Below are 20,488 nucleotides of genomic sequence, written 5' to 3'. Positions count from 1 at the left end.
TTAAGACTTCTGTTGTGTTTCAATGGCAAGATTACGCATCTGAATAAGCTCGCTATGTCTTAAGTAAAGTAATTCTGAAGTGCGACGGATCATCTGGTCTTCATATTGGCACAGATGACCATCAGCATAGGCAAGGCGCCACATTGCGAGAATTAGTTGCTGTTTTTGTTCAATATCAAAGTTGTCATTAATCGCTTGAGTAAATTCGTACAGTGAGATTGAATTACTTTGTGATACGGTCGCGTCTTGTATCAATGCGCCGACATCATTAACGGACAAGCCTAAGCTGGTGGTAAGTAGCTCGGGCAGTATCTTGGCTTCTTCATCTGACATAGTTTCATCGGCCATAACAACTTCTAGTAGTAAACTTGCAGCTGCTAGGTTGAGATGATGAGCTTGCTCCTCGGCAGATAATGTCTGATTAGGGGATTCAAAAAACTGTTTTAGCTTGGCAAGCATGTAAACTCCTCAATAGATAATAACCACTACATTCTACTGTTGTCAGTAGCGTCCGTTTGCGTAAGTAGGGACACTGTTGTCTCATCTATACATTCTGAATGGCAAGTTTGAGTAGAACTGAATGGTTATTTACTCAATGTAATTACGGTGAATATAACTTAGAGCGGCAAATAAAGAGAGAGTTCCATCTTGGCTTATATTGATAGCTTATCAATGATAAGCCAAGATACCAATGAAGCTTATAAAATGGCGCCAAGACCCTTCATCAAAAGATCTGAAGTACCAGAAGTACCATTCGCATCGAGGTAGCCTTTAACGATATCAACCATAGGTGCGGCAAGATCTTTAGAGATCCCTAGCTTTTCGAAGGCATCATAAACCATTGCTCCGCCCTGTAATGATTCACCGAATCCGCCAGCTTTGGAAAGTAAGCCAGACATACCCGAATCGTTGTCTAGCTTTGGCACTGCACCTAGTAAGCCGTCAATACCAGGGATAGAATCTGAAATAGTGCTAAAGTCGCTGCTACCCAAAGAAGACTGTGCTAATGATAGCAAGCTACCTAAACCACCTTCTGCTTGGCCCTGGCTTAAACCCAACTGTGACATGACACTGCCTACTAAATCACTTGATTCTGATGGTTTAGATATAGCGTTGGTGACTTCTGTTAGCGAGTCTAACCCGTGAGCGGTAGCCTGAGTCGATACAAGGCTAAGCATAGCGAGAAAAGTCGCGGTCAATAATTTCATGAGGGTCATCCTTTTAAGGTTTATCTGTTGCATTTTTTATTAGTTTAACGGTTTTAACAGTTCGTTTGCAGTTTTTTTACTTTTTAGAAATAGTAAATACGTGATTTGAACTGTGCATTAATTACCAAATTTGGGTATCCTTAGCCTTAATTCGTGTTATTCAATTTCAATGTTTGGAATACCCTATGTCATTATCAGCCATCTTGACTCAAGCTTTTAATTTTTTTCGTAATAATATTAGCCAATTAGCAATGCTGCTGGTTCCTGTATTGTTTATCCAGGTGGGTATACAGTTATGGTTGAGCCTAGAAATTAACGCTGCCGATCTTGAAAACCCACAGTTTGGCACTAGTCACATGGTCGCCATGATGGTGTTGTTGTTGGTTTTTTCTTTTCTTATCGCTGCTCTGACACTGTTTTTAGAGATCCGCTCGCAGGGACACAGTCCGAGTAATGCTATGATCTTAAAAACCAGTCTGAACTTTGTACCCACCCTTTTGTTGGCCGGAGTGTTATCTGGCTTAGCGGTTGTGGGACCATTTATTGTATTACTAGCGATTAACCCAATGCTTGGCATTATCGGTTTAGTATTAAGTATTTATCTATTTGCTCGACTCGCATTCGTTAATTTTATGGTGGTTGTAGAGCGGTTAACCCCCTTGGAAGCTATTAAGCGTAGTTTCACCTTTAGTGGACCAATCACGCTGAAAACCATCACGGTATTATTAATCTATGTCCCTATCTCTCTTGCTGGTGGCGTATTGGCACTTGCAACACAGCTAGGCGGCGTGCCGTTACAGCTTATTGGCGAAGTGGTTGTGGCATTCTTCGGCCTATTTGTGAACGTTGCACTGTTCCGTTTGTACATGGTTGCACGTGACGACTCTGATGTGCAGGGCAATCTAGAGTAGTAATCACGGATATTGCCGATCAGCTTTATTACGAGTATTGAGTAAAATGCTCGTAATAGAGTTTCAACATATTACTGTGTGACGCAGTCAGCGGCGTAGGAGCGTATCTTGTTAAACGATATAGAATTCGTTAATCAGTTTTCGGCAGAGCTGGGGCAAGACTACCGTAAAGCCAAAAGTTTTGTTACCGATGTGCCTACTCAGGCGTTACTGCATGTAAGAAGTTTTAGCCATAAACTAACCAGTTTACTGGCCGAGAAGCGTGCAATTCATTTTGATAGTCCCAACCTCTATGACCGCATTGAGCTACTTAATCAACGTCGATTAATTGATGTAAAAACCACTCGAGCACTGCATAAATTACGCACAGATGGTAACCGTGGTGCTCATCCCGAAAAATATCACCTAACGCCAGAGCAATTACAGCAGCTTAGTCAACGAGCGATTAAGAACCTGCTGCACCTCGTGGATACCTTGTTTAAGCAAGTCACTGGCAATGCCTGTCCTGAATATTATTTTGAAGAGTTTGACGCCTTAGCGGGTAGAGATCTCTGTTACCGCGCAGTGATGGAGCGAGATGCCGAGTCACAGTATTTGGTGGGGATGTCACTCAAGGCGAGGGCATTGATGCAAAGAGAGCAAGAGCTCGCATTACAAGAGCGGAGTGAGGATAGCGTAAAAGAGCGTTCTACCGCATCTTTCAAGCAAGCGAGTTACTGGTTCTCTCAAGCTGCTGAGCATGATATTAATGCGCTCTTTGAACACGGCGTGGCGCTGATCCATGGGTACAGCGGCGAATTTGATGTTATTGCAGGCGAACAAGCTATCGCCAAAGCGGCGACTGCAGGCGTTGCCAATGCGATGGCGCTACTCGGTTACTTCTATCTAGTTGGTAGTCAGCATTTCACCGCTGATATTGAACTTGCAGAGCAGTATTTAAGTCAAGCAGCAAAGCTTGAGCAATCTGAGGCTATGGCTAACTTAGGGGTGCTCTACTATCAAAAATCAGATTTGCAGTGTGCTTATAAATATATCAGCCGTGCAGCAAAAGCAGGTTTTCCACACGCACAGTTCCATCTCGCGCTGATGTTATCTCGTGGCGAAGGCTGCGAAGTAGATGCGATAAAAAGTGAATACTGGCTAGCGGAAGCCGCTGAACAAGGGCAGGTAGATGCTATGCTTTCTAGAGCTCAGACTATGCTGCATGACGATACAGGTCTTATAGAGGATTATACTCAAGCTGAAACCTATTTACGTGAAGTTATAAAGTACGGCCATAGTGTGCCAGCTATGATAGAGTTAAGTATTGCATTAGCTGATGGGGTGCTTGGTCGCATCGATGTGGTTGCTTCTGCCTCTTTACTGAAGCTTGCTAAAGAGCATGCGAATGAAGAAGAGTTGGCAGTTATTGAGCCTCTGTGGGCGTCGCTAGAACAGCAGGTGTTATCTGTAATGCAGATGACGAGTTCGCCACAAGAGAAAGAGGCATTAGTAAAAGCTGCTGAATTACTGAGTTAAGTAATAAAAAATGCTGGCTTTAAATTGATTCATGACTAGATGCAATCTGCCAGAGTGATCGCGATTCGTGAGGCTAATTCTATTCACGTATCCAATTTTATAGTGGCATATCGATCAATCTAAACGGGATTACTTTTCTACAACACCTTCTATGAAAAGCATAAAGCTTGGCAAAGAAATTTTATTTGTTTTTATGTTCTGCAATTATATCATTAACAGGTAATCCAGCTGTAAATTATAAAATACAATATTCAGTTTATTGTTTGTTAATTTACCTTGTATACATTATGCAATATGTGTACCTTAGCTTCAAATAAAATATTGGAGCGCTATATGTCCTACTCTGCAGCAAATGAAGTGAAGTCAATTCCGACCTCTCAATTATCCTTGAAAAGTCTAAATACTGAGCTGAATCATTTTGCAGAGCGCTATGTTCGATTGGTGCTGGCTGTAGGGCAACATGATGACCTTTATATAGACGCCTATTTTGGCCCAAGCGCTTGGAAGGAAGAAGCTTACTGGCAGCCGATGACAGCACTTAGATCGCAGTTTGAAGAAGGTAGTCAGTTACTTAATGTGTTGGGCGCCAAAAAGTTTAATGCAGAGTTACAAGCACGCTATAACTTTTTAGAAAAGCAATGGTCGTCTATTGGTGCTTATTTAGACTTATTAGAGGGTAAGGAGCTTAGCTTTGATGAAGAGGCTGCAAGGTTATATGACTCCTCAGTGGCTGAATTCCAGCTGGATGAATTAAAGGCCATACACCTTGAACTTGAGCAATTATTGCCAGGCCTTGGTAGCCTACAGAGCCGTTTTACTTTATTTAAAGATAGTTACATTGTACCTAAAGATAAGGCTGGAGTTGTATTCAATGCTGCGGTTGACAAGGCGCGTGAGTTAACTAAGTTGCAGTTCACACTACCTGAAAACGAGAGCTGTGACATTGAGTATGTTAATGGCAAAGTCTGGACTGCCTATAACTGGTTTAAAGGCGACTACCATAGCCTTATCCAACTTAATCAAGATCAACCGTTGACGATCGATCGTTACCTAGAGCTTGCCACTCACGAAGGCTACCCTGGACATCATGTGTTTAATGCTTTGCAAGAGCAGCTGCTAGTAAAAGGAAAAGGTTGGTTAGAGTATTCTGTTTACCCGCTATTTAGCCCCATTTCATTCTTAGCTGAAGGCAGTGCTAATTACGCGCTCCGGATACTGATGACTGCCGACGAAATCGTTGATTTTGAACGTGATGTATTAATGCCTTTAGCAGGGCTTGATGCGGATATGGCATTATTTCATAAAGTTTTTGCGTGTATTAAGCGGCTGGGATACTTTGAAAACCATGTTAGCAAGCTACTGACTGATAAAAAAATTGATCAGCAAGAAGCGATACGTTTATTGGTTGATGATGCGCTTTATACTCATTCGCGAGCTGAGCAGCGTATGCGCTTTTTTGACTGCAATCGTTCTTACATTATAAATTACAGTGTTGGTGAAGATACTGTAGCAGATTGGGTTGAATTTGAATCTGACAGTAAAGCGATGCATTGGCAGCGTTTTGAGGCCTTGCTATCAAGACCCCGCAGCGCATCTGCAATGAAGCTTATTCGTTAGGATTGTGCTCGAAAGTGCGTCCGGCTCTTGCTGGTTGAGTCGTACTATCTTTAAAGGCAGTATCTTTAAAATCTGTATTGCTGAAAGCATCAGTTTGCTGTTCGTTATCTCTTTGGTATGTTTGTCCTGCTTGTTGTTTCTGGAAACGTGCTAGCTGACGTTTTAAATAAACGCGACCAAAAAGGCTTAGCGTTATAAAAGTGATAGCGCCAAAAAGTAACAGGAAAGGCAGCGCAACTAAGGCTAGAGTCATAAAGGCTAAACCGATGACGAATGCTAACCAGCCGCGAGAGCCAGAAAATCGATTTTGCATTGAACTGCTTTGAAACTGGTTGTAAATCATATCTTCTCCATAATTTCTTAGTTGTTAGCTTACACCACAAAGATGAATACTGGCTGAATGAATAAACTAACGACTTTCATATTGCCGACAAACTAAGCAGATATCACGTTAATAAAGGTTAATCTTGATTAGGGGCTGTTGATCTTTCGAGCTTTGTTTATAACCCTAAGGCCGCGCATTGTGAGGCTCTCTGTCTTTCCACTTCTTCTTTGCATTGGCTTAAAAGGGAATAACCATTTCTTTACCAATGCGCCTTGAATTGAAAAGACTGAGAAAGCTCGAACTGAGTATATCCTTAATGGAATTGGTATTATTTGGGGGAATGACTAAACCGCACAGCCAACGCGTTGTTAAAATAACCAATAAACGGCGGCAAAAACAACCGTGAAAGATCAACTCCCCCTAACTTCTACAAATTCTTTTAGCTCTGGCGAGCTAAAAGCTGCTGAAACACTCTGGCAAATTATGTTCTTAACCCATTGGTGTCCTGGGTCATCATCATTTCTCTGGTGCCATAGCAACACATAAGCAAGTGGCATGAAATCAAAGGGCAGAGGTAGTTCTGCCAGCGGGTATAGCTTTTGGGCATGTTTAGCAAAGCTTGCCGGTAGAGTGAATATGAGATCGCTATGGGCGCAAATACTCGCCGCACCGTAAAAATCAGGTACTGTGGTGCTGATACGACGATGATGCCCTAAGTCGGCTAAGTGATAATCTAGTGCCCACCAATCATTTCCTTCACAGCGTACTTGCACGTGTGCCATCTCTAGATAGATCTCTCGATCCCAATGGCCTGCAGCTATCGCATTTAGCAGCGGATGGCCTTTTCGAACTAGACAAACTTGCTCATCGGTAAAGAGTGTTTGATGCGCTATTCCGTCTGGTAGCCTGTCTACTTGAAAGGCTGACTGTGGATGAAGGTCACGTCCAGAGATGCCGAAATCTATCTGACCTTGCTGAATCGCTAGCGTTGAATTCTCAGTCCAAACATAGCTATCTAACTTAAGATTTGGCGCTTTAGTCAGAAGTGGGCCAATAAAATAGGGAATAAGTGTCTCATATGCACTTTCAACCATGGCGAATGAGAATTGTCTGGTACTGCTAGCGGGTTCAAAGCTGGGTGGTAGAGTCAGTTGATATAAGCTTTGTAGACTTTGTGGCAACATTTTTCCTAATTGAACGGCGTGAGCGGTAGGCTTTAAACCATGAGCTGTGCGCAGAAAAAGAGGGTCGCCTAAGGTTTCACGCAGTCTATTGAGGCTTTTGCTCAATGCAGACTGGCTGAGATGTAAACGGTTGGCCGCTCGGGTAACACTCTTCTCTTCAAGCAGTATTTGCAGTATCACCAATAGGTTTAAGTCGATACGAGCTAAATTCTCTAATTTCATTAGATATTCCTCAATGGAAATTCATTATGGAAATAATATCATTTCTGTTCATACCATGGTTTGATTAATATAGTCACGTTTCCAATATTTGAGAAAGATGATGCGTCGTAATTTATTACCTATTTTAATGTCGATGGTGGTTCTTAGCCCTTTGGCTATCGATATTTACCTTCCCTCTATGCCTGCTATGGCTGCAGAGTTTTCGGTTTCTGCTAGCCAAATCCAGTCGACTTTGGTGTTGTTCCTATTTGCTATGGGCACTGGACAGTTATTGATTGGTCCCTTAGCCGATAGATATGGCAGAAGACCTGTCGCGTTAGGCGGTATTATTCTTTATGCAGCAAGTAGTATGCTGGCTGCGGTAGCTGTTGAGTTTGAATGGCTGCAGTTTGCTCGGGTGTTACAAGGTTTGGCTGCTTGCTCGACCTCTATTGTGGTCTTTAGTGCAGTACGTGATTGCTTTTCACCGAAAGAAGGAGCTCGTTACTACAGTTACCTTAACGGTATGATATGTGTGATTCCAGCGTTAGCACCGACGCTTGGTGGTTTGCTGGCCTTGCAATTTGGTTGGCGCTCGACCTTTGTCTTTATGACGCTGTACGCAATTCTTATCCTCGTTTTTGTCGGCTATCGTCTACCTGAAACACGCCCTAAAAATACCGTCAGTTCAGGCCCACTATATCGCTGGGCTCGTTATAAACCCGTGATTGTTGAAACACACTTTTTATTCTATGCCTTTGCTTGTATGGCGGGTATGGCGGCGATTTTAAGCTACGTCTCATATGCTCCAGTTTGGTTAATAGATCGACTTGGCGTGTCAGAGTTGACCTTTAGTGGCTTATTCGGCCTTAACGCTGCGGTTAATATCGTTGCTTGTTTTGCAGCTCCAATAGTGATTAAAAAGCTAGGTAATCGTCCGACGGTTATACTTGCATTGGCCTTCATGCTAGTTGCAGCAGCAACCGAAGTGTTAGTACAAATATTCGGTCCTCAAACGGGGTTAGCTGCGGCATTTAGCTTTATGTTGCCAATGATGTTGCTCTGTATTGGCTTTGCACTGTTATTGGGGCCGGCAACGAGTATGGCGCTATCCGCCTTTGGTGAGAGAGCGGGCACTGCTACAGCGATGTTAGGTTTTATTCAAATGAGTGGTGCATCACTACTGACAGGGCTAGTACAACAAACCAGTATTCCAGCACCTTATGCCGTGGCTTTGGTCATGGGCGGTTTAGCGATCATCTTGCTCTCTATGATGGCCATGTCCCGTTTTGACCATTGGCATCAAGAGCAACATGCTTATTAAGCGACTGATGAAATTACAGTTAGCGCTGTTTTACGGCTAACGATGAAACACCCTTTGACCTGTATAGAGCAACCATCTATGCAGGTTTTTTTTGCGTGAAGCTTAATGATAGAACATAGCTAATTGGTATAAACTAAGCACTACCAAGTTAGCGGAATGAAGAAGGCTTACACTTTTGTCTCGTCCAGATTGTCCTACATGCTATTACCCATTAAAAGCATGCCTGTGTGCCAGCATTAGAAGAATGCAGGTAAAAACTGAGTTGATCGTGTTACAAGATCCTAGTGAAGTTGGTCATGCCAAAAATAGCGTACGTTTAATGGAGCTTGTGATCCCTGAAACGCAGGTCTTTGTGGGTGAAACTGCGGCAGATTTTTCTGCATTAAGACAATATTTAACTGAATCTGAAAAGCGGGTCTATTTAGTTTATCCATCAGAAGGCAGTGAATTGGCGAATAGCTGCTCACTGGATGAAGAGGTGATTCTTTTGCTATTAGATGGTACCTGGAGAAAAGCTTACAAGTTGTTGCAGTTAAACCCGTGGTTAGCGGATTTTCCTGCTCTACACCTTGATCTAGAGTCAGCTTCTAATTACACCATCCGCAAAGCGAGTCGCAGTGATAGTTTATCAACTTTAGAGGCGAGTGCGATGATGTTGAAGGCGATAGAACCGCTAAAAGACGTAACGCCATTAACCGATGCTTTAGCGGCGTTAGTTGAGCAAAGGTTGGCGTCGATGCCAGCAGATGTGAGAGCACGATATAGAGATAATAAATAGAAGTAGAATTTGTGAATCAGGTCATCTAATACTCAGTAAAACCCAATTTAGGTCACGCTAATCCAGTGAAATATAGGGTTTAATAGTCATGTAAGCTATTTTAGCTAACGTAAGTGGCTGCCTCATTCACGGCTTTTGCAGGGGGCGACACTGAATTTATTCAGGTGATTGATGCAGCCATCTTTCAATGTGTTTTATCTTATTGTTATTGTTTAAGTTAGGCTTTTTTGAGCAGATATAATGACTCTGTCGCAAACACCTCAGCCGTTGCAGGCCAGCCAAAATGGTAGCCTTGGCCATATCCTTTCCCCATTTTAGCTAACAACTCTTTTTGCTCTTTGGTTTCGATACCTTCTGCGATATAACAGATATTCAAAGTCTGGGCTAATTGCACCATGGCTTTGCATAGCTCTTTTCCTTGAGGCTCATGTAATCGTTGTGCAAAGCTGGAGTCAATTTTTAAGCAATCAATTGGCAAACTGCCTAATCGACTTAATGAAGATAATCCAGCGCCAAAGTCATCGATGGCGATGCCGATATTAAGCTGTTTAAGTTCACTTAATACTGCTGACATCAGCGCTGGTTTGCGGATCAGTGCTGACTCTTCAATTTCGATAATCAGTTTATCTGATGGCAACTGAGTCTGTTGTAGTACCTTGGTTAGCATTGATACAAAATCTGGGTGTGCCAGTTGTGAAGTTGAGATGTTAACCGTGATTTTAAGTGTATTATTGTACTGAGTATGCCACAGAGCCATCTGGGTACAGGCTTGCTCGAGAGCCCACAGACCCACATTGACCATTGAGCCCGTCTCTTCCAGTAAAGGAATGAACTCATTGGCCTCTAGTATATCGCCGTTACTACGTTGCCAACGCAATAGTGCTTCAACGGCAATCGTTTCGTTGGATTCAAGATCAACAATTTGCTGATAAACCAAACTAAATTGCCCCAAGCTTTGAGCGTGCCTCAGATCGTTAAGTATATGAAGTTTTTTCTCAGCAGCTTCTCTGATTGCGGCGTTGTAAAAGCGAATGTGGTTAGGGCTCTTCTTGGCGGAATACATAGCAGTGTCAGCCATGCTCAGTAATTGATTTGCTTCGAGACTCTGCTGTGGGAATAGTGATATGCCAATACTGGTACTAAGGTAAAATTTTTGCCCATCGATTTCAAATGGCGCATCAAACAAAGAAAGAACGAGATCGGAGAAGGTTTCTATCTCTTGTTTATTTTTACATTTTGGCAGTACTAAGGTAAATTCATCGCCACCGAGCCGAGCAATCTCAGCGTCTTCAAGGCAGCAAGTTTCTAGTCTTGCCGCAACTAATTGCAAAACCTTATCGCCTGTTGCATGACCGAAACTATCATTAATATTTTTAAAACCATTGAGATCTAAAAACATTAAAGCACCAATCATGCTGCTGTGCTGTTTAATATCTTCAATCGCCTTATTAAGAATTTTGATAAGATGAAATCGATTCGGTAAACCGGTTAGCTTGTCGTACATAGCTTGCTGGGTGAGCTTAGCTTCGAGTCGTTTTTTCTCGCTAATATCACTGAATAAATTGACGAAATACACTGTATTGTCGGCATAGATCCGGCGACAACTCTGCCAAGCGGGGAACTTTGAGCCATCTGAACGATACTTCCAGACTTCGCCTTGCCAGTTACCTTTTTCTTTCAATGGGTTAGTGTTGATAGTGTCGTTGAGCATAGCTTCAAGGCCGAGCTCATAAGGGGTTTTAGCGAGCATATGTTCAGCGCTATAACCGCAAATACGACACATGGCTTTGTTTACTGCCAAGATTCGATTGTCTTCATTAGTGATATATACAGCTTCTGCACTATCTTCTAGAGTTATCGACATGAGCTCTTTCGGCAGCCCTTCAAAACCATTGCTTGAGCGAGTGCGACGTTTACCCCGTCTATCCATAGGGGTAAATTGAATCAAAATGACATCTTCATCTCTAAGCTTTACAGGGTAAAGGGTTACTTTGGTCGGCAGCTCGGTGCCTTGCTGGCTAATGTGTAGCCAGTTAAAAGCGACTATATTGCCTTTAGCGGCCTCGCGGAGCTTTTGTTGGCCGTACTCGACACTATTTCTACCTGATGATTGTATTCTAGGAGAGAAATCATAGGGCGTAGCATGGACAAAATTTTGTTCAACACTCTCGAAGTAACTTAAGGTTGCCTGGTTGGCAGCGAGAAAATGATATCCTTTTACGATAGCTAAGGCGGAGGGTGACTCTGCACTATCTAGTTGAATAAGTTGCTCGGAAAGAGAAGGGGTGGAAGATGTTAGGTGAGAGTATAACTCTGACCACTTTTGCATATTCATTTTTCCCTTTCCTTCATAACATTATTCTAATGGTCGGTACTGATTAAAAGTGAATAAATCTAGAGTTTTAGATACTTTGTTCTAGAAGCGTCAAAAATACCTTTATTTGACGCTTTGTACAAACTTGTTGTAACAATTTTTTGTATAAAATCTGTTTTTGATCATAAAAATGCTACGCATAAGCAAATTTATGTTTTTTACTTGCTTGTTTAATTGCTTGATTGGAGTCGGTGTTGCTTAAGTTAAGCGAATTGATGCTTGGTGATGTATTTTTATTACTCATCTATACCGCGGCCTTTCTCTGCCATTATATCAAAGTGAGGAATAGGTACTTTCGGTGTCTCGGGCAAAGGCGTTGCTTAATCAACTTTTAGTGAGCGGACCCACATGTAGAGCTTGTGATGTAACTTTTGTTAAATTAATGTGGTATGTCGTCAGGTGATTACGGTAATCTGAAATAGATTCAACAACCTTGAGGTGATAAGTGGGCCAATTCCGAAGCAAGCTTTTTCTGCCTATTGGTGGTGTTTTCATTGTTACTTTTTCACTAATGATGCTGCTGTCATATGCTGTTGCCTATTGGCGAGTGACTCTAGAAGTGGATTCAGATGCTGAACAGATGGTCAATTACGTTGAACATAAGCTTAACTACGCGATGCGTAATATGTATAAACTTGAGCAGCTACACTATGAGCTGTGTGATGATAAAGGTCGTGCAGAGTTAGAGCAGTTTTTACTGCATCATTTTAATGGTGGGCTATTTTTTGTTAGGAGCAATAAGGCTAAGAGATATACTTATTGCTCTGTGGTTGGTGAGATTGTTGTCGCGAAAAAAGATCGTAACTTCGAAAACCTAATTTTACTTGATGAAGTTAATCGCCAGTTTCCGCTTGCGGTACTCAATTATAACTGGAGAGAGCAGGACAGCCGCAGCCTGTTTCTTGGCTATATAGGCGAGAGGAATACTAGCGCTATTCGTATCACGCTTGATGATGGTTACGCTTTTTTTGATCCTGACTGTATAAAATGTCGACATGTCGAGATTAAGCTCAATAATGACAGTTTGGTTTACTCGATGGGGCAACCGTTACCCGACTTAATCACGACAATTCGAGTCGAAAGTAATCGCTACCCTTTTTATGTCGCCTCTCAGATAAACCGCAATCGTATCTTAGCTATGATGAAAAACGGCATGATATTCAGCTTGCCGGTATCATTGTTGGTGGCATTTTTATGTGCCTATTTATTTAAATTACTGCAAAGATCTGAGCGTTCGCTCAAGCAACGGCTAAAGCAAGCGATACGTCAGCGCGAGCTCGTTGCCTTCTACCAGCCTATTATGGATGCGTCGACAGGACATATAGTTGGAGCCGAAGCACTCGTTCGTTGGATAAGGCCAAATGGAGAGGTGATCTCTCCTGCTCGCTTTATTGATGAGCTCGAACGTACTGCATTAATTAATCCGCTAACCATACAGATGCTCGAGCAGATCCCTGAAGATTTAAAGCTGATATTTGCAGGTGACAACGAATTCAGGTGCAGTTTAAACCTGGTTCCAGAGCAAGTTGAGCAAGAACATTTTTGTCGTCATGTAGAGCAGTTAGCGGCTTCTGGTTTTCCTACCCAGCAGATAGCAGTGGAAATTACGGAGCGCTTGCCTCTAAGAAATTTAGAAGTGGCGAATGAACATCTTGAGCGGTTGAAAGCGCTTGGGGTGATGATTGAGCTGGATGATGCGGGAACAGGTTATGGTGGAGCTTCATATCTGCAAGAGCTGAATATCGATATTCTAAAGATTGATAAGCTGTTTGTTGATACCTTGATCTTATCGCCTGATAACACACCGGTGTTAGATGCCTATATACAGATGGCTAAGACTTTAGAGATGGAAGTGATTGCTGAAGGCGTTGAGAAGCAGGAGCAATCTTTAGCGCTACTCGCTAGAGGCGTTCACCTACATCAAGGTTATTATTTCTCTAAACCTCTGCCCGCTGAAGAGTTCGTGCATTTTTGGTTATCAAAACAAAACTAACACCCTCTGCTTTTTTGGCCCTTTGCTGTAGAAGCTCGGCGGAAGCATGACTAAATAAGCCGATATTTAATGCAATTGGTATAAGGTAGTATTAGCTAGCTGTTTGATTGCTATTTAAGGAACGATGAGTGACTTTATCTAAAGTATTAATGACTATTCTCCTACCACTAGCTCTTGGGTTAAGCGCTGACTTACAGGCTAGTGACAAAAGCGACCCTGCGATGCTGGCTGATAAGGCCGAAGAAGCAAAGGCGCGTTCTTTGACAATCGAGCAAGAGCAGTTGAAAAAAGCGCGGGATGCAGCCAGTCAAAGTGCTGAGCATGAAAAAGAGATGCTCGCCAAAGAGAAACAGAGAGATTGGCAAACCGAACAGCGTGAAAAAGCTCAGTTGCAGTTCAATGAGCGAGAATCTAGAGAAGATAAATACTTAAGGGAAGCCAAAGAGGCGGCTAAACTAGAGCGGAAAATACCAAAACCTTTATAACTAATGTCTCTGAGGCTAATGGGAGAACTGCGTGGATCAGTGCCCTTTGTGTGGATGTACTAATTCGGAGCTGTTTGATAGAGACAAAGCTCGGTATTACCGGCGTTGTCAGACATGTCAGTTAGTTTTTGTTCCGCCAAAGTTTCATTTGAGTGTGGCTGATGAAAAGGCTATTTATAATTTTCATCAGAACAGTGCGGCTGACATGGGGTACAGGCAATTTCTTTCGCGGGCATTAGTACCGCTATTTTCACGACTCGCGAGCCAAGCTCAAGGACTAGACTTTGGCTGTGGTCCAGGGCCAACTATTAGCGTAATCGCTGCTGAATCTGGTATCCAGATCAGCAATTATGATCCTTATTATTGTAACAACATGGCGTTGCTGCAGCAGCAGTATGATTTTGTCACTACAACCGAAGTGATTGAGCATGTTGCCGATGCTTTGATGTTATTACAGAAGTTGGATAATTTGCTCAAGTCTGGGGCTACATTAGTGGTGATGACTAAACGAGTTATAGACAAAGCTGCGTTTACTCAATGGCACTATAAGAGAGACTTAACACATATCTGCTTTTACTCAGTAGAGACATTTAAGTGGATTGCAGCCGAGTATAATTGGGCATTAGAGATTATCGACACCGACGTGGTGTTTTTTACCAAACGGATTTAAACCTATTGCCGTTCTGCCGACTTTGATAAATGTATTTTGAAGCAGAGCGGCTATCAATCTATTGGAATTTAAATATGTTAAATAGAGTATCTCTCTTCAGTTGTTTTGTCGCTGTGTTGCTATTTAGTCACATGGTGCAGGCAAAACCTACGTACAACATAGAGTTTTTGAGTAAAACCGAAGCAACTCATTTACTGACATTGAATGATGACTTTGTTCAACGGGTGAGTCAGTTTGATATTGATGCCAGAATGAAACAAGACACGGCTCAGTCAAAGGCTGATTACCTTGGTTTTGTCGCGCAGCAAACTTTAGATTGGACACCGGAAGAACAACGGGTCATTAGCGATGCATTTAACAGTATTAGTGCTAAGTTAGCAGAGCTAAAAGTGAGTTTACCCGATCCGATTCAATTCATTAAAACCACTGGGTTGGAGGAGGGCGGAGCGGCTTATACCCGAGGCCAAGCAATTATCCTGCAAGCGCGGCAGTTGGCGAAAAAACAGGGGTTACCTAGGCTAATAGCTCATGAGCTACTGCATGTATATTCGCGTTTTAACCCTGAGATAAAGCAAGCGCTATATCAAGCCATAGGCTATCAATTTATTGGGGATATAGAATTTCCAGCCCACCTGACTAAGCAAAAGATTACTAATCCCGATGCGCCGGTAAATGACTTTGCGATACAAGTTAAATATAAAGGTGAGCTAGTGTGGGTTGTACCAATCCTATACTCAGACGTTGAGCAATATGATGTCAAAAAAGGCGGGGAGTTTTTTGATTATTTAACCTTTAAGTTTGTCATTGTTGGCTGGGGGGAACAGGCGAGTAAAGCAGATTACGACCCGCAGCAAGCAGAAATCATTGCAGTGCCTGATCTTAAAGGTTTCTTTAACCAAGTGGGACGTAATACCAACTATATTATTCACCCCGAAGAGATTGTTGCTGATAACTTTGCCCTATTAGTTACTGAAGAAACTGAACTTAAATCGCCCAAAATTCTTTTCAAGATAGAGCAAGTATTAATGGGTCAGTAACAATAGTGACTAGTTTTTTGGGTTTTGCAGTAGATGGTGCAAAATAACTTTTTGCACCATCACTTCAGCTTCCTCATGATTTGCCTCTAAGATCAAGCCATATTGGACCTGGTCTGCTTGCCCTTCAGCTTCTTGTTGGTTTTTCAAGGTGACTAAGGTGTCGACAGTGTCATTTTGTTCATCAAGACTAACTTGCAGTTTATATTGGCTATCAAGCTCAAAGCCTTCTATCTGCTCACCGACAAAAGCACCACCCTTTATCGATATATCACGTAGATCGCCATGAGAAACCACCGCATTGTTTGTCGTACAGATTAAGCTTGCTGTTACGTTGATAGGGATCCGAGAATGCTGCCTTAGCGCTACTGTTTGTAAAGCCTTAGGGTAATCAATGATAAGCCAACGGCCAACCACAGTAATGACTTTTTGAATACTACTTCTAAAGGCAAGAATATTGGCATCTTGCTCATCGCTGTTAACCACTCGCATGATTACGCTTTGCCGCTCTCTAATAAATGGAGTGGCAGCAGCCCAAGCTTTATCGTTGCCGTGAGCGAGAATAATGGAACGGCCTGAATCCACTCCAATGAGTTTACTGCGCAAGCGAATCGCTTGTGTTGGGGTCAGGATCTGCAGGTGCACTTCAGTACTGCAGGTCAAATTATCAAGCGCATTAAAATCATTTTCAGTTGGCATAGTCAGGCAGTAGCTTAAGAATTCCTTGATTCAAACTAGCATAAAACATTGCTGCTGTTGATATTTATAGAATATTTTTTAGTCTTATTGACAGCTTGGTGATTTGAACTGCAGAGTTAGAAAAACAGTAGCTCTCCCTGTTTTTATTCACAAAAGTATCGATATGTTTACCGAACGTTACAAATAAAAGAGAAGCAAATTTGATTTTCAACACGAATTGCTTTTTTATATCAGCTGAATTAGGTCATTTAGATAATAAAAACTGCTATTTGCAGTGATATTTTTTGTAATGACGATGACATAAGTGCTCAAACAAGGAGCGAATAATGAAGCGCTATACAAAGGCATTGTTACTGTCAGTGGGTATGCTATTTACAGCATCCGCCGTGCAGGCAACGGAAGCCAAAGATATTCAGAGTTTTACTCTGGATAACGGCATGAAAATAATGGTGTTAGAAGACAGCTCGATCCCTAACGCTAATATGTACCTATTCTGGAAAGTAGGCTCACGTAATGAGGTGCCAGGCATCACTGGTATATCGCACTTTTTTGAGCATATGATGTTTAATGGCGCTAAAAAATATGGCCCTAAAATGTTTGACCGCACCATGGAAGCGGCTGGTGGTGCAAACAATGCTTACACCACTGAAAATTTAACTGTTTATACAGATTGGTTTCCGGCCAATGCGATTGAAACCATTTTTGATTTAGAAGCAGATCGTATTGAGAATCTCGATATTAATCCTGAAATGGTTGAAAGTGAGCGTGGTGTGGTGGCTTCAGAGCGTCTCACAGGTCTTGAAAACTCTAACTGGCGCAACCTACAAGAAGAGCTAAAAGGCGCAGCATTTAGAGCGCATCCTTACAGCTGGTCAGTGATTGGCCACGAGTCAGATATTGCTGCTTGGACGTTAGATGATCTGGTCCAGTACCATAAAACTTATTACGCGCCTAATAATGCGGTTGTCGTGATTGCGGGCGATGTAAAGCTTGCTGAAGTGAAGCGTCTGGCAAACCAATATTTAGCACCTATTCCAGCGCAAGCCCCTCCTAGAGAAGTGAAAACCGTTGAGCCGTTGCAGAAAGGTGAGCGTAGAGTCTATGTTCAAAAAGCATCGGTGAGCACACCTAATGTCATGTTGGGTTACCATGTGCCAGCAACTTCAAATGCTGACTATTATGCGCTTGATCTGTTGTCGTCTATTTTAACTACAGGTAACAGCTCACGCATGTATCAAGGGTTAGTCGATAAGCAGGTGGCAATTGAAGTAGAAACCTATATGCCAATGTCATTCGACCCAAACCTATTTTACGTTATGGGTGTGGCTAATCCAGGTATTACTGCAGTCGAACTTGAGAAAGGTATGATCGCTGAGATTAACCGTATCGGTCGCGAAGGTGTCACTGAGCAAGAGTTGGAGAAGGTTAAAAACATCAAATTGATGGGCTTCTATCAAGCGATGGAAACAATTAATGGTAAGGCCAATACAGTAGGAACCTATGAACTGTTCTTTGGTAGTTACGATAAGTTGTTTAATGCTCCTCAAGAATACAACAAAGTAACGCCTGCGGATATTCAACGCGTGGCGCAAACTTATCTAAAACGTTCAAATCGAACTGTTGCTGTATTGGCTGCTACTGAGGAGGCTGACGAATGAAAACATTAATCAACAGAGTAACTAGATTGTCAGTTTCTGCGCCTTTGCTCGTGAGAACAAAGCAACTTGTTAGCGCAATGGCGATGGCAAGCGCGATAACACTTACGGGTTGTGCTGCCACTGACATGCAAAGCACTACCGTCGATACGGGCAGCTTTAGTGTGCCTGCGTATCAGCAATTAACACTTGATAACGGCCTGACTATTTATCTGATGCCACAAACTGAAGTGCCACTCATTACGGTCAATGCTACAGTCAGAGCTGGAGCGGTAAACGATACCACTTCGGGGGTGGCGCAAGTCACCGCTGCGAGTTTAATGCTGGGCGCAGCAGGTAAGACTAAGCTAGAGATAGAGCAAGAGGTAGACTTTCTCGGCGCTAGCCTTTCAAGCGGAGCAGGTAAAGAGGGTAGCTATTTAAGTGCTAACTTTATGGCGAAAGATGCTGACATCATGTTGCCACTGATCCAAAGTGTGTTGCTATCGCCAGACTTTGATGCTGCTGAGTTCGACAAGTTACGTCAACGAGAGATAGCGGGTTTAGGGCAATCGAAAGAGAGTCCAAGAGCTGTGATTAGCCGCTACTATGACAAACTCATTTTTGCTGACCATCCATATGGCAATGCGACATCGGGTAATAGCAAGTCATTGGCAGAATTGAATGTATCGCAGCTCCGAGCTTTTCATAAGAGTTACTATCAGCCATCGAACACAGCTATCAGTGTTGTCGGTGATTTCGATGCTGCGAAGATGAAGGCACAGTTACAGCAGTTGTTTGCCAACTGGAAAGACAGTGAAACCATTACTCCATTAAATCTTAAACAAGGTTTACCGAAGCTTGATGCTAACAAGGTGTTGTTAGTTGATAAAGGTGATGCAGTTGAAACCACCTTTTTAGTCGGCGGTATGGGGATTAGTCGCGACAACCCTGATTTTGTTGGTTTAACAGTGATCAACACCATCTTGGGTGGGCGTTTTACTTCATGGCTCAATGACGAGTTAAGGGTTAATGCGGGATTAACTTACGGTGCTCGTTCAGGCTTCAGTGCTTATTCTGCAGCTGGTACGTTTAGAATTAGCACCTTTACTAAGACTGCGACAACTAAAGAGACTATCGACCTAGCGCTTAAAACCTATGATCGTCTGTGGGAGCAAGGCTTAGATCAAAAGACTCTTGATTCAGCTAAAGCATACGTTAAAGGCCAGTTTCCACCTAAGTATGAAACGAGTGGCCAGCTAGCGGGCTTGATGTCTGATATGTACCTTTATGGCTTTGATGATGCGTTTATCAATGAGTTTCAAGCAAAGGTTGATGGCTTAACATTGCAAGAGTCAAAGCGTTTAATCGACAGTTACTTTCCGAAAGAAAACTTACAGTTCGTGATTATCGGTAATGCCGCCAAAATTGCACCAATTGCTAAGCAATACGGTAGCGTTAAGCAGGTCGACATTAAAGATGTGGGCTTTGGTGGTTAAGTAATAAGTAAATGGGTGAGTTTCGCTCATTGAGATAGCAAAAGCCGCGATAATTCGCGGCTTTTTGATAGAAGTTCAGAACGACATTGTTAATGTAATAGAACATTTTTTAGTATAGCTCTCATACAGTTTTAATACGATTACGTTCATTATCAATTTTCAGTGTTGCTATTAGATGCTTAAGGGGCAAATAGATCCATGTATGCGTTTCTTAAAAGGCACTATATTTTTTGAATTTTTGAGTCTAAAAGGCAGCGAAATAGATAATCCCATTTATACCTCTAGATTTAGTCGGTGAATAGAAGCGCAGTGGTTAGATTTTACTGTTGCCTTTTACCCCCCCGATCTTATGTACAGTTTTATTATATTAAGTCGTGAGTGTAGTTCGTAGGTTTAGAGCGTTAGAAAGCAACTTATGGAAAGTCATTCATGCTCTATCTCCTAATAGCGCGCCGTCGTGACTTATGCATGTACTTTGAATTGATAATTTACTCCTTTGTCCGCTTTGAGTCTTTTGTAAAGAAGAGGCATTGTTATGATTCGCGCAAGTTTTGGGTAATGAACTAAACTGATTATCCTTTAGAGTCGATACATAACATCTTTTTAAAGGCTTTAGCGACAATAAAATATCTATTTGTGGATAAATCTGGGGGTAAGTGGTGTGTATGGTGTGTCTTAGCTGTGACTTTTAAAAAAGGTTGTTTTAATTGATAAAAGCGCTTGCGCTCTGTCAGGATTTGCCTATAATGCGCATCCACTGACACGGCACAGCAGGCCAACTAACTAAACGAATGCTTAGGTAGTACGGGACTTGCAGCGGTGTTAGAGAGTTAAAAACCTTCGGGGATTTGATTCAGGTGACAAACGCTTTAAGGGCTTCGGGTAGTGCTTCTTTTCACGAGAGTGATTAAGAAATCATCGCTTGAAAAACTTCTTAAAATAAGCGCTTGACGCCGCCACTGGAGAGTGTAGAATACGCCTCCTCAAGCCAACGACCTAGCGTCTTCGGCGAAGTATGAAAGATGACTTCACGC

At 42.4% G+C, this 20,488-nt stretch carries 17 protein-coding genes; 11 read left to right on the top strand and 6 right to left on the bottom strand.

The genetic code is table 11. The annotated features are described in order from the left end of the window. Window positions 1-459, bottom strand: a complete 459-nt coding sequence (locus K5R16_RS11155; protein ID WP_220737643.1) for a TerB family tellurite resistance protein — start codon at window positions 457-459, stop codon at window positions 1-3. Window positions 460-698: 239 nt separating this feature from the next. Next, window positions 699-1,208, bottom strand: coding sequence for a DUF2780 domain-containing protein (locus tag K5R16_RS11150; RefSeq protein ID WP_220737642.1), 510 nt, complete (start codon window positions 1,206-1,208; stop codon window positions 699-701). Window positions 1,209-1,393: 185 nt separating this feature from the next. On the opposite strand from K5R16_RS11150, the gene K5R16_RS11145 reads away from it, so the two are divergent. The 3 genes from K5R16_RS11145 to K5R16_RS11135 all read left to right on the top strand — a co-directional run bounded on the left by K5R16_RS11145 (window position 1,394) and on the right by K5R16_RS11135 (window position 5,254). Then, complete coding sequence (locus K5R16_RS11145; protein WP_220737641.1) at window positions 1,394-2,119, top strand: hypothetical protein; 726 nt, start codon at window positions 1,394-1,396, stop codon at window positions 2,117-2,119. A gap of 108 nt (window positions 2,120-2,227) precedes the next feature. Then, window positions 2,228-3,637, top strand: coding sequence for a DUF4145 domain-containing protein (locus tag K5R16_RS11140; RefSeq protein WP_220737640.1), 1,410 nt, complete (start codon window positions 2,228-2,230; stop codon window positions 3,635-3,637). A 333-nt stretch (window positions 3,638-3,970) separates the two neighbouring features. Beyond that, complete coding sequence (locus K5R16_RS11135) at window positions 3,971-5,254, top strand: hypothetical protein (RefSeq protein ID WP_220737639.1); 1,284 nt, start codon at window positions 3,971-3,973, stop codon at window positions 5,252-5,254. Here the strand turns inward: K5R16_RS11135 and K5R16_RS11130 are convergent. Both K5R16_RS11130 and K5R16_RS11125 read right to left on the bottom strand, forming a co-directional pair. Beyond that, complete coding sequence (locus K5R16_RS11130; protein WP_220737638.1) at window positions 5,244-5,597, bottom strand: hypothetical protein; 354 nt, start codon at window positions 5,595-5,597, stop codon at window positions 5,244-5,246. The genes K5R16_RS11135 and K5R16_RS11130 overlap by 11 nt on opposite strands. Before the next feature lie 392 nt (window positions 5,598-5,989). After that, complete coding sequence (locus tag K5R16_RS11125; protein ID WP_220737637.1) at window positions 5,990-6,985, bottom strand: LysR family transcriptional regulator; 996 nt, start codon at window positions 6,983-6,985, stop codon at window positions 5,990-5,992. 100 nt (window positions 6,986-7,085) lie between these two features. Between K5R16_RS11125 and K5R16_RS11120 the strand changes: the two genes are divergently transcribed. Together K5R16_RS11120 and K5R16_RS11115 are read left to right on the top strand one after the other, a co-directional pair. Further along, complete coding sequence (locus K5R16_RS11120) at window positions 7,086-8,288, top strand: multidrug effflux MFS transporter (protein ID WP_220737636.1); 1,203 nt, start codon at window positions 7,086-7,088, stop codon at window positions 8,286-8,288. Window positions 8,289-8,463: 175 nt separating this feature from the next. Then, window positions 8,464-9,066, top strand: coding sequence for a tRNA-uridine aminocarboxypropyltransferase (locus tag K5R16_RS11115; protein WP_220737635.1), 603 nt, complete (start codon window positions 8,464-8,466; stop codon window positions 9,064-9,066). Window positions 9,067-9,283: 217 nt separating this feature from the next. Here K5R16_RS11115 and K5R16_RS11110 read toward each other — a convergent pair whose 3' ends face one another. Next, complete coding sequence (locus K5R16_RS11110; protein ID WP_220737718.1) at window positions 9,284-11,395, bottom strand: EAL domain-containing protein; 2,112 nt, start codon at window positions 11,393-11,395, stop codon at window positions 9,284-9,286. 490 nt (window positions 11,396-11,885) lie between these two features. Here K5R16_RS11110 and K5R16_RS11105 point away from each other — a divergent pair, with 490 nt between their 5' ends. The 4 genes from K5R16_RS11105 to K5R16_RS11090 all read left to right on the top strand — a co-directional run bounded on the left by K5R16_RS11105 (window position 11,886) and on the right by K5R16_RS11090 (window position 15,625). Then, on the top strand, window positions 11,886-13,433 hold the full coding sequence (locus K5R16_RS11105) for an EAL domain-containing protein (RefSeq protein WP_220737634.1): 1,548 nt from the start codon (window positions 11,886-11,888) through the stop codon (window positions 13,431-13,433). A gap of 128 nt (window positions 13,434-13,561) precedes the next feature. Further along, a complete protein-coding gene (locus tag K5R16_RS11100) occupies window positions 13,562-13,918 on the top strand; it encodes a hypothetical protein (RefSeq protein ID WP_259649845.1) in 357 nt (118 codons plus the stop codon). A 31-nt stretch (window positions 13,919-13,949) separates the two neighbouring features. Then, window positions 13,950-14,588, top strand: coding sequence for a class I SAM-dependent methyltransferase (locus tag K5R16_RS11095; protein WP_220737633.1), 639 nt, complete (start codon window positions 13,950-13,952; stop codon window positions 14,586-14,588). A gap of 74 nt (window positions 14,589-14,662) precedes the next feature. Then, window positions 14,663-15,625, top strand: a complete 963-nt coding sequence (locus K5R16_RS11090) for a hypothetical protein (protein ID WP_220737632.1) — start codon at window positions 14,663-14,665, stop codon at window positions 15,623-15,625. Between the two features lie 9 nt (window positions 15,626-15,634). Here the strand turns inward: K5R16_RS11090 and K5R16_RS11085 are convergent, their stop codons facing one another. Continuing rightward, window positions 15,635-16,321 carry a PilZ domain-containing protein gene (locus K5R16_RS11085; protein ID WP_220737631.1) on the bottom strand — a complete coding sequence of 229 codons (687 nt, stop codon included), beginning with the start codon at window positions 16,319-16,321 and terminating at the stop codon, window positions 15,635-15,637. Window positions 16,322-16,647: 326 nt separating this feature from the next. On the opposite strand from K5R16_RS11085, the gene K5R16_RS11080 reads away from it, so the two are divergent. Then, window positions 16,648-17,979 (top strand): pitrilysin family protein, encoded by a 1,332-nt coding sequence (locus K5R16_RS11080; RefSeq protein ID WP_220737630.1) that lies wholly within the window; start codon window positions 16,648-16,650, stop codon window positions 17,977-17,979. Window positions 17,980-18,056: 77 nt separating this feature from the next. Next, window positions 18,057-19,454, top strand: a complete 1,398-nt coding sequence (locus K5R16_RS11075) for a M16 family metallopeptidase (protein WP_374758397.1) — start codon at window positions 18,057-18,059, stop codon at window positions 19,452-19,454. Window positions 19,455-20,488 lie beyond the last annotated feature (1,034 nt).

This window comes from Shewanella sp. c952 (genome assembly GCF_019654975.1).
GTDB lineage: Bacteria > Pseudomonadota > Gammaproteobacteria > Enterobacterales > Shewanellaceae > Shewanella.
This window is presented reverse-complemented; position numbering and strand designations above follow the sequence as displayed.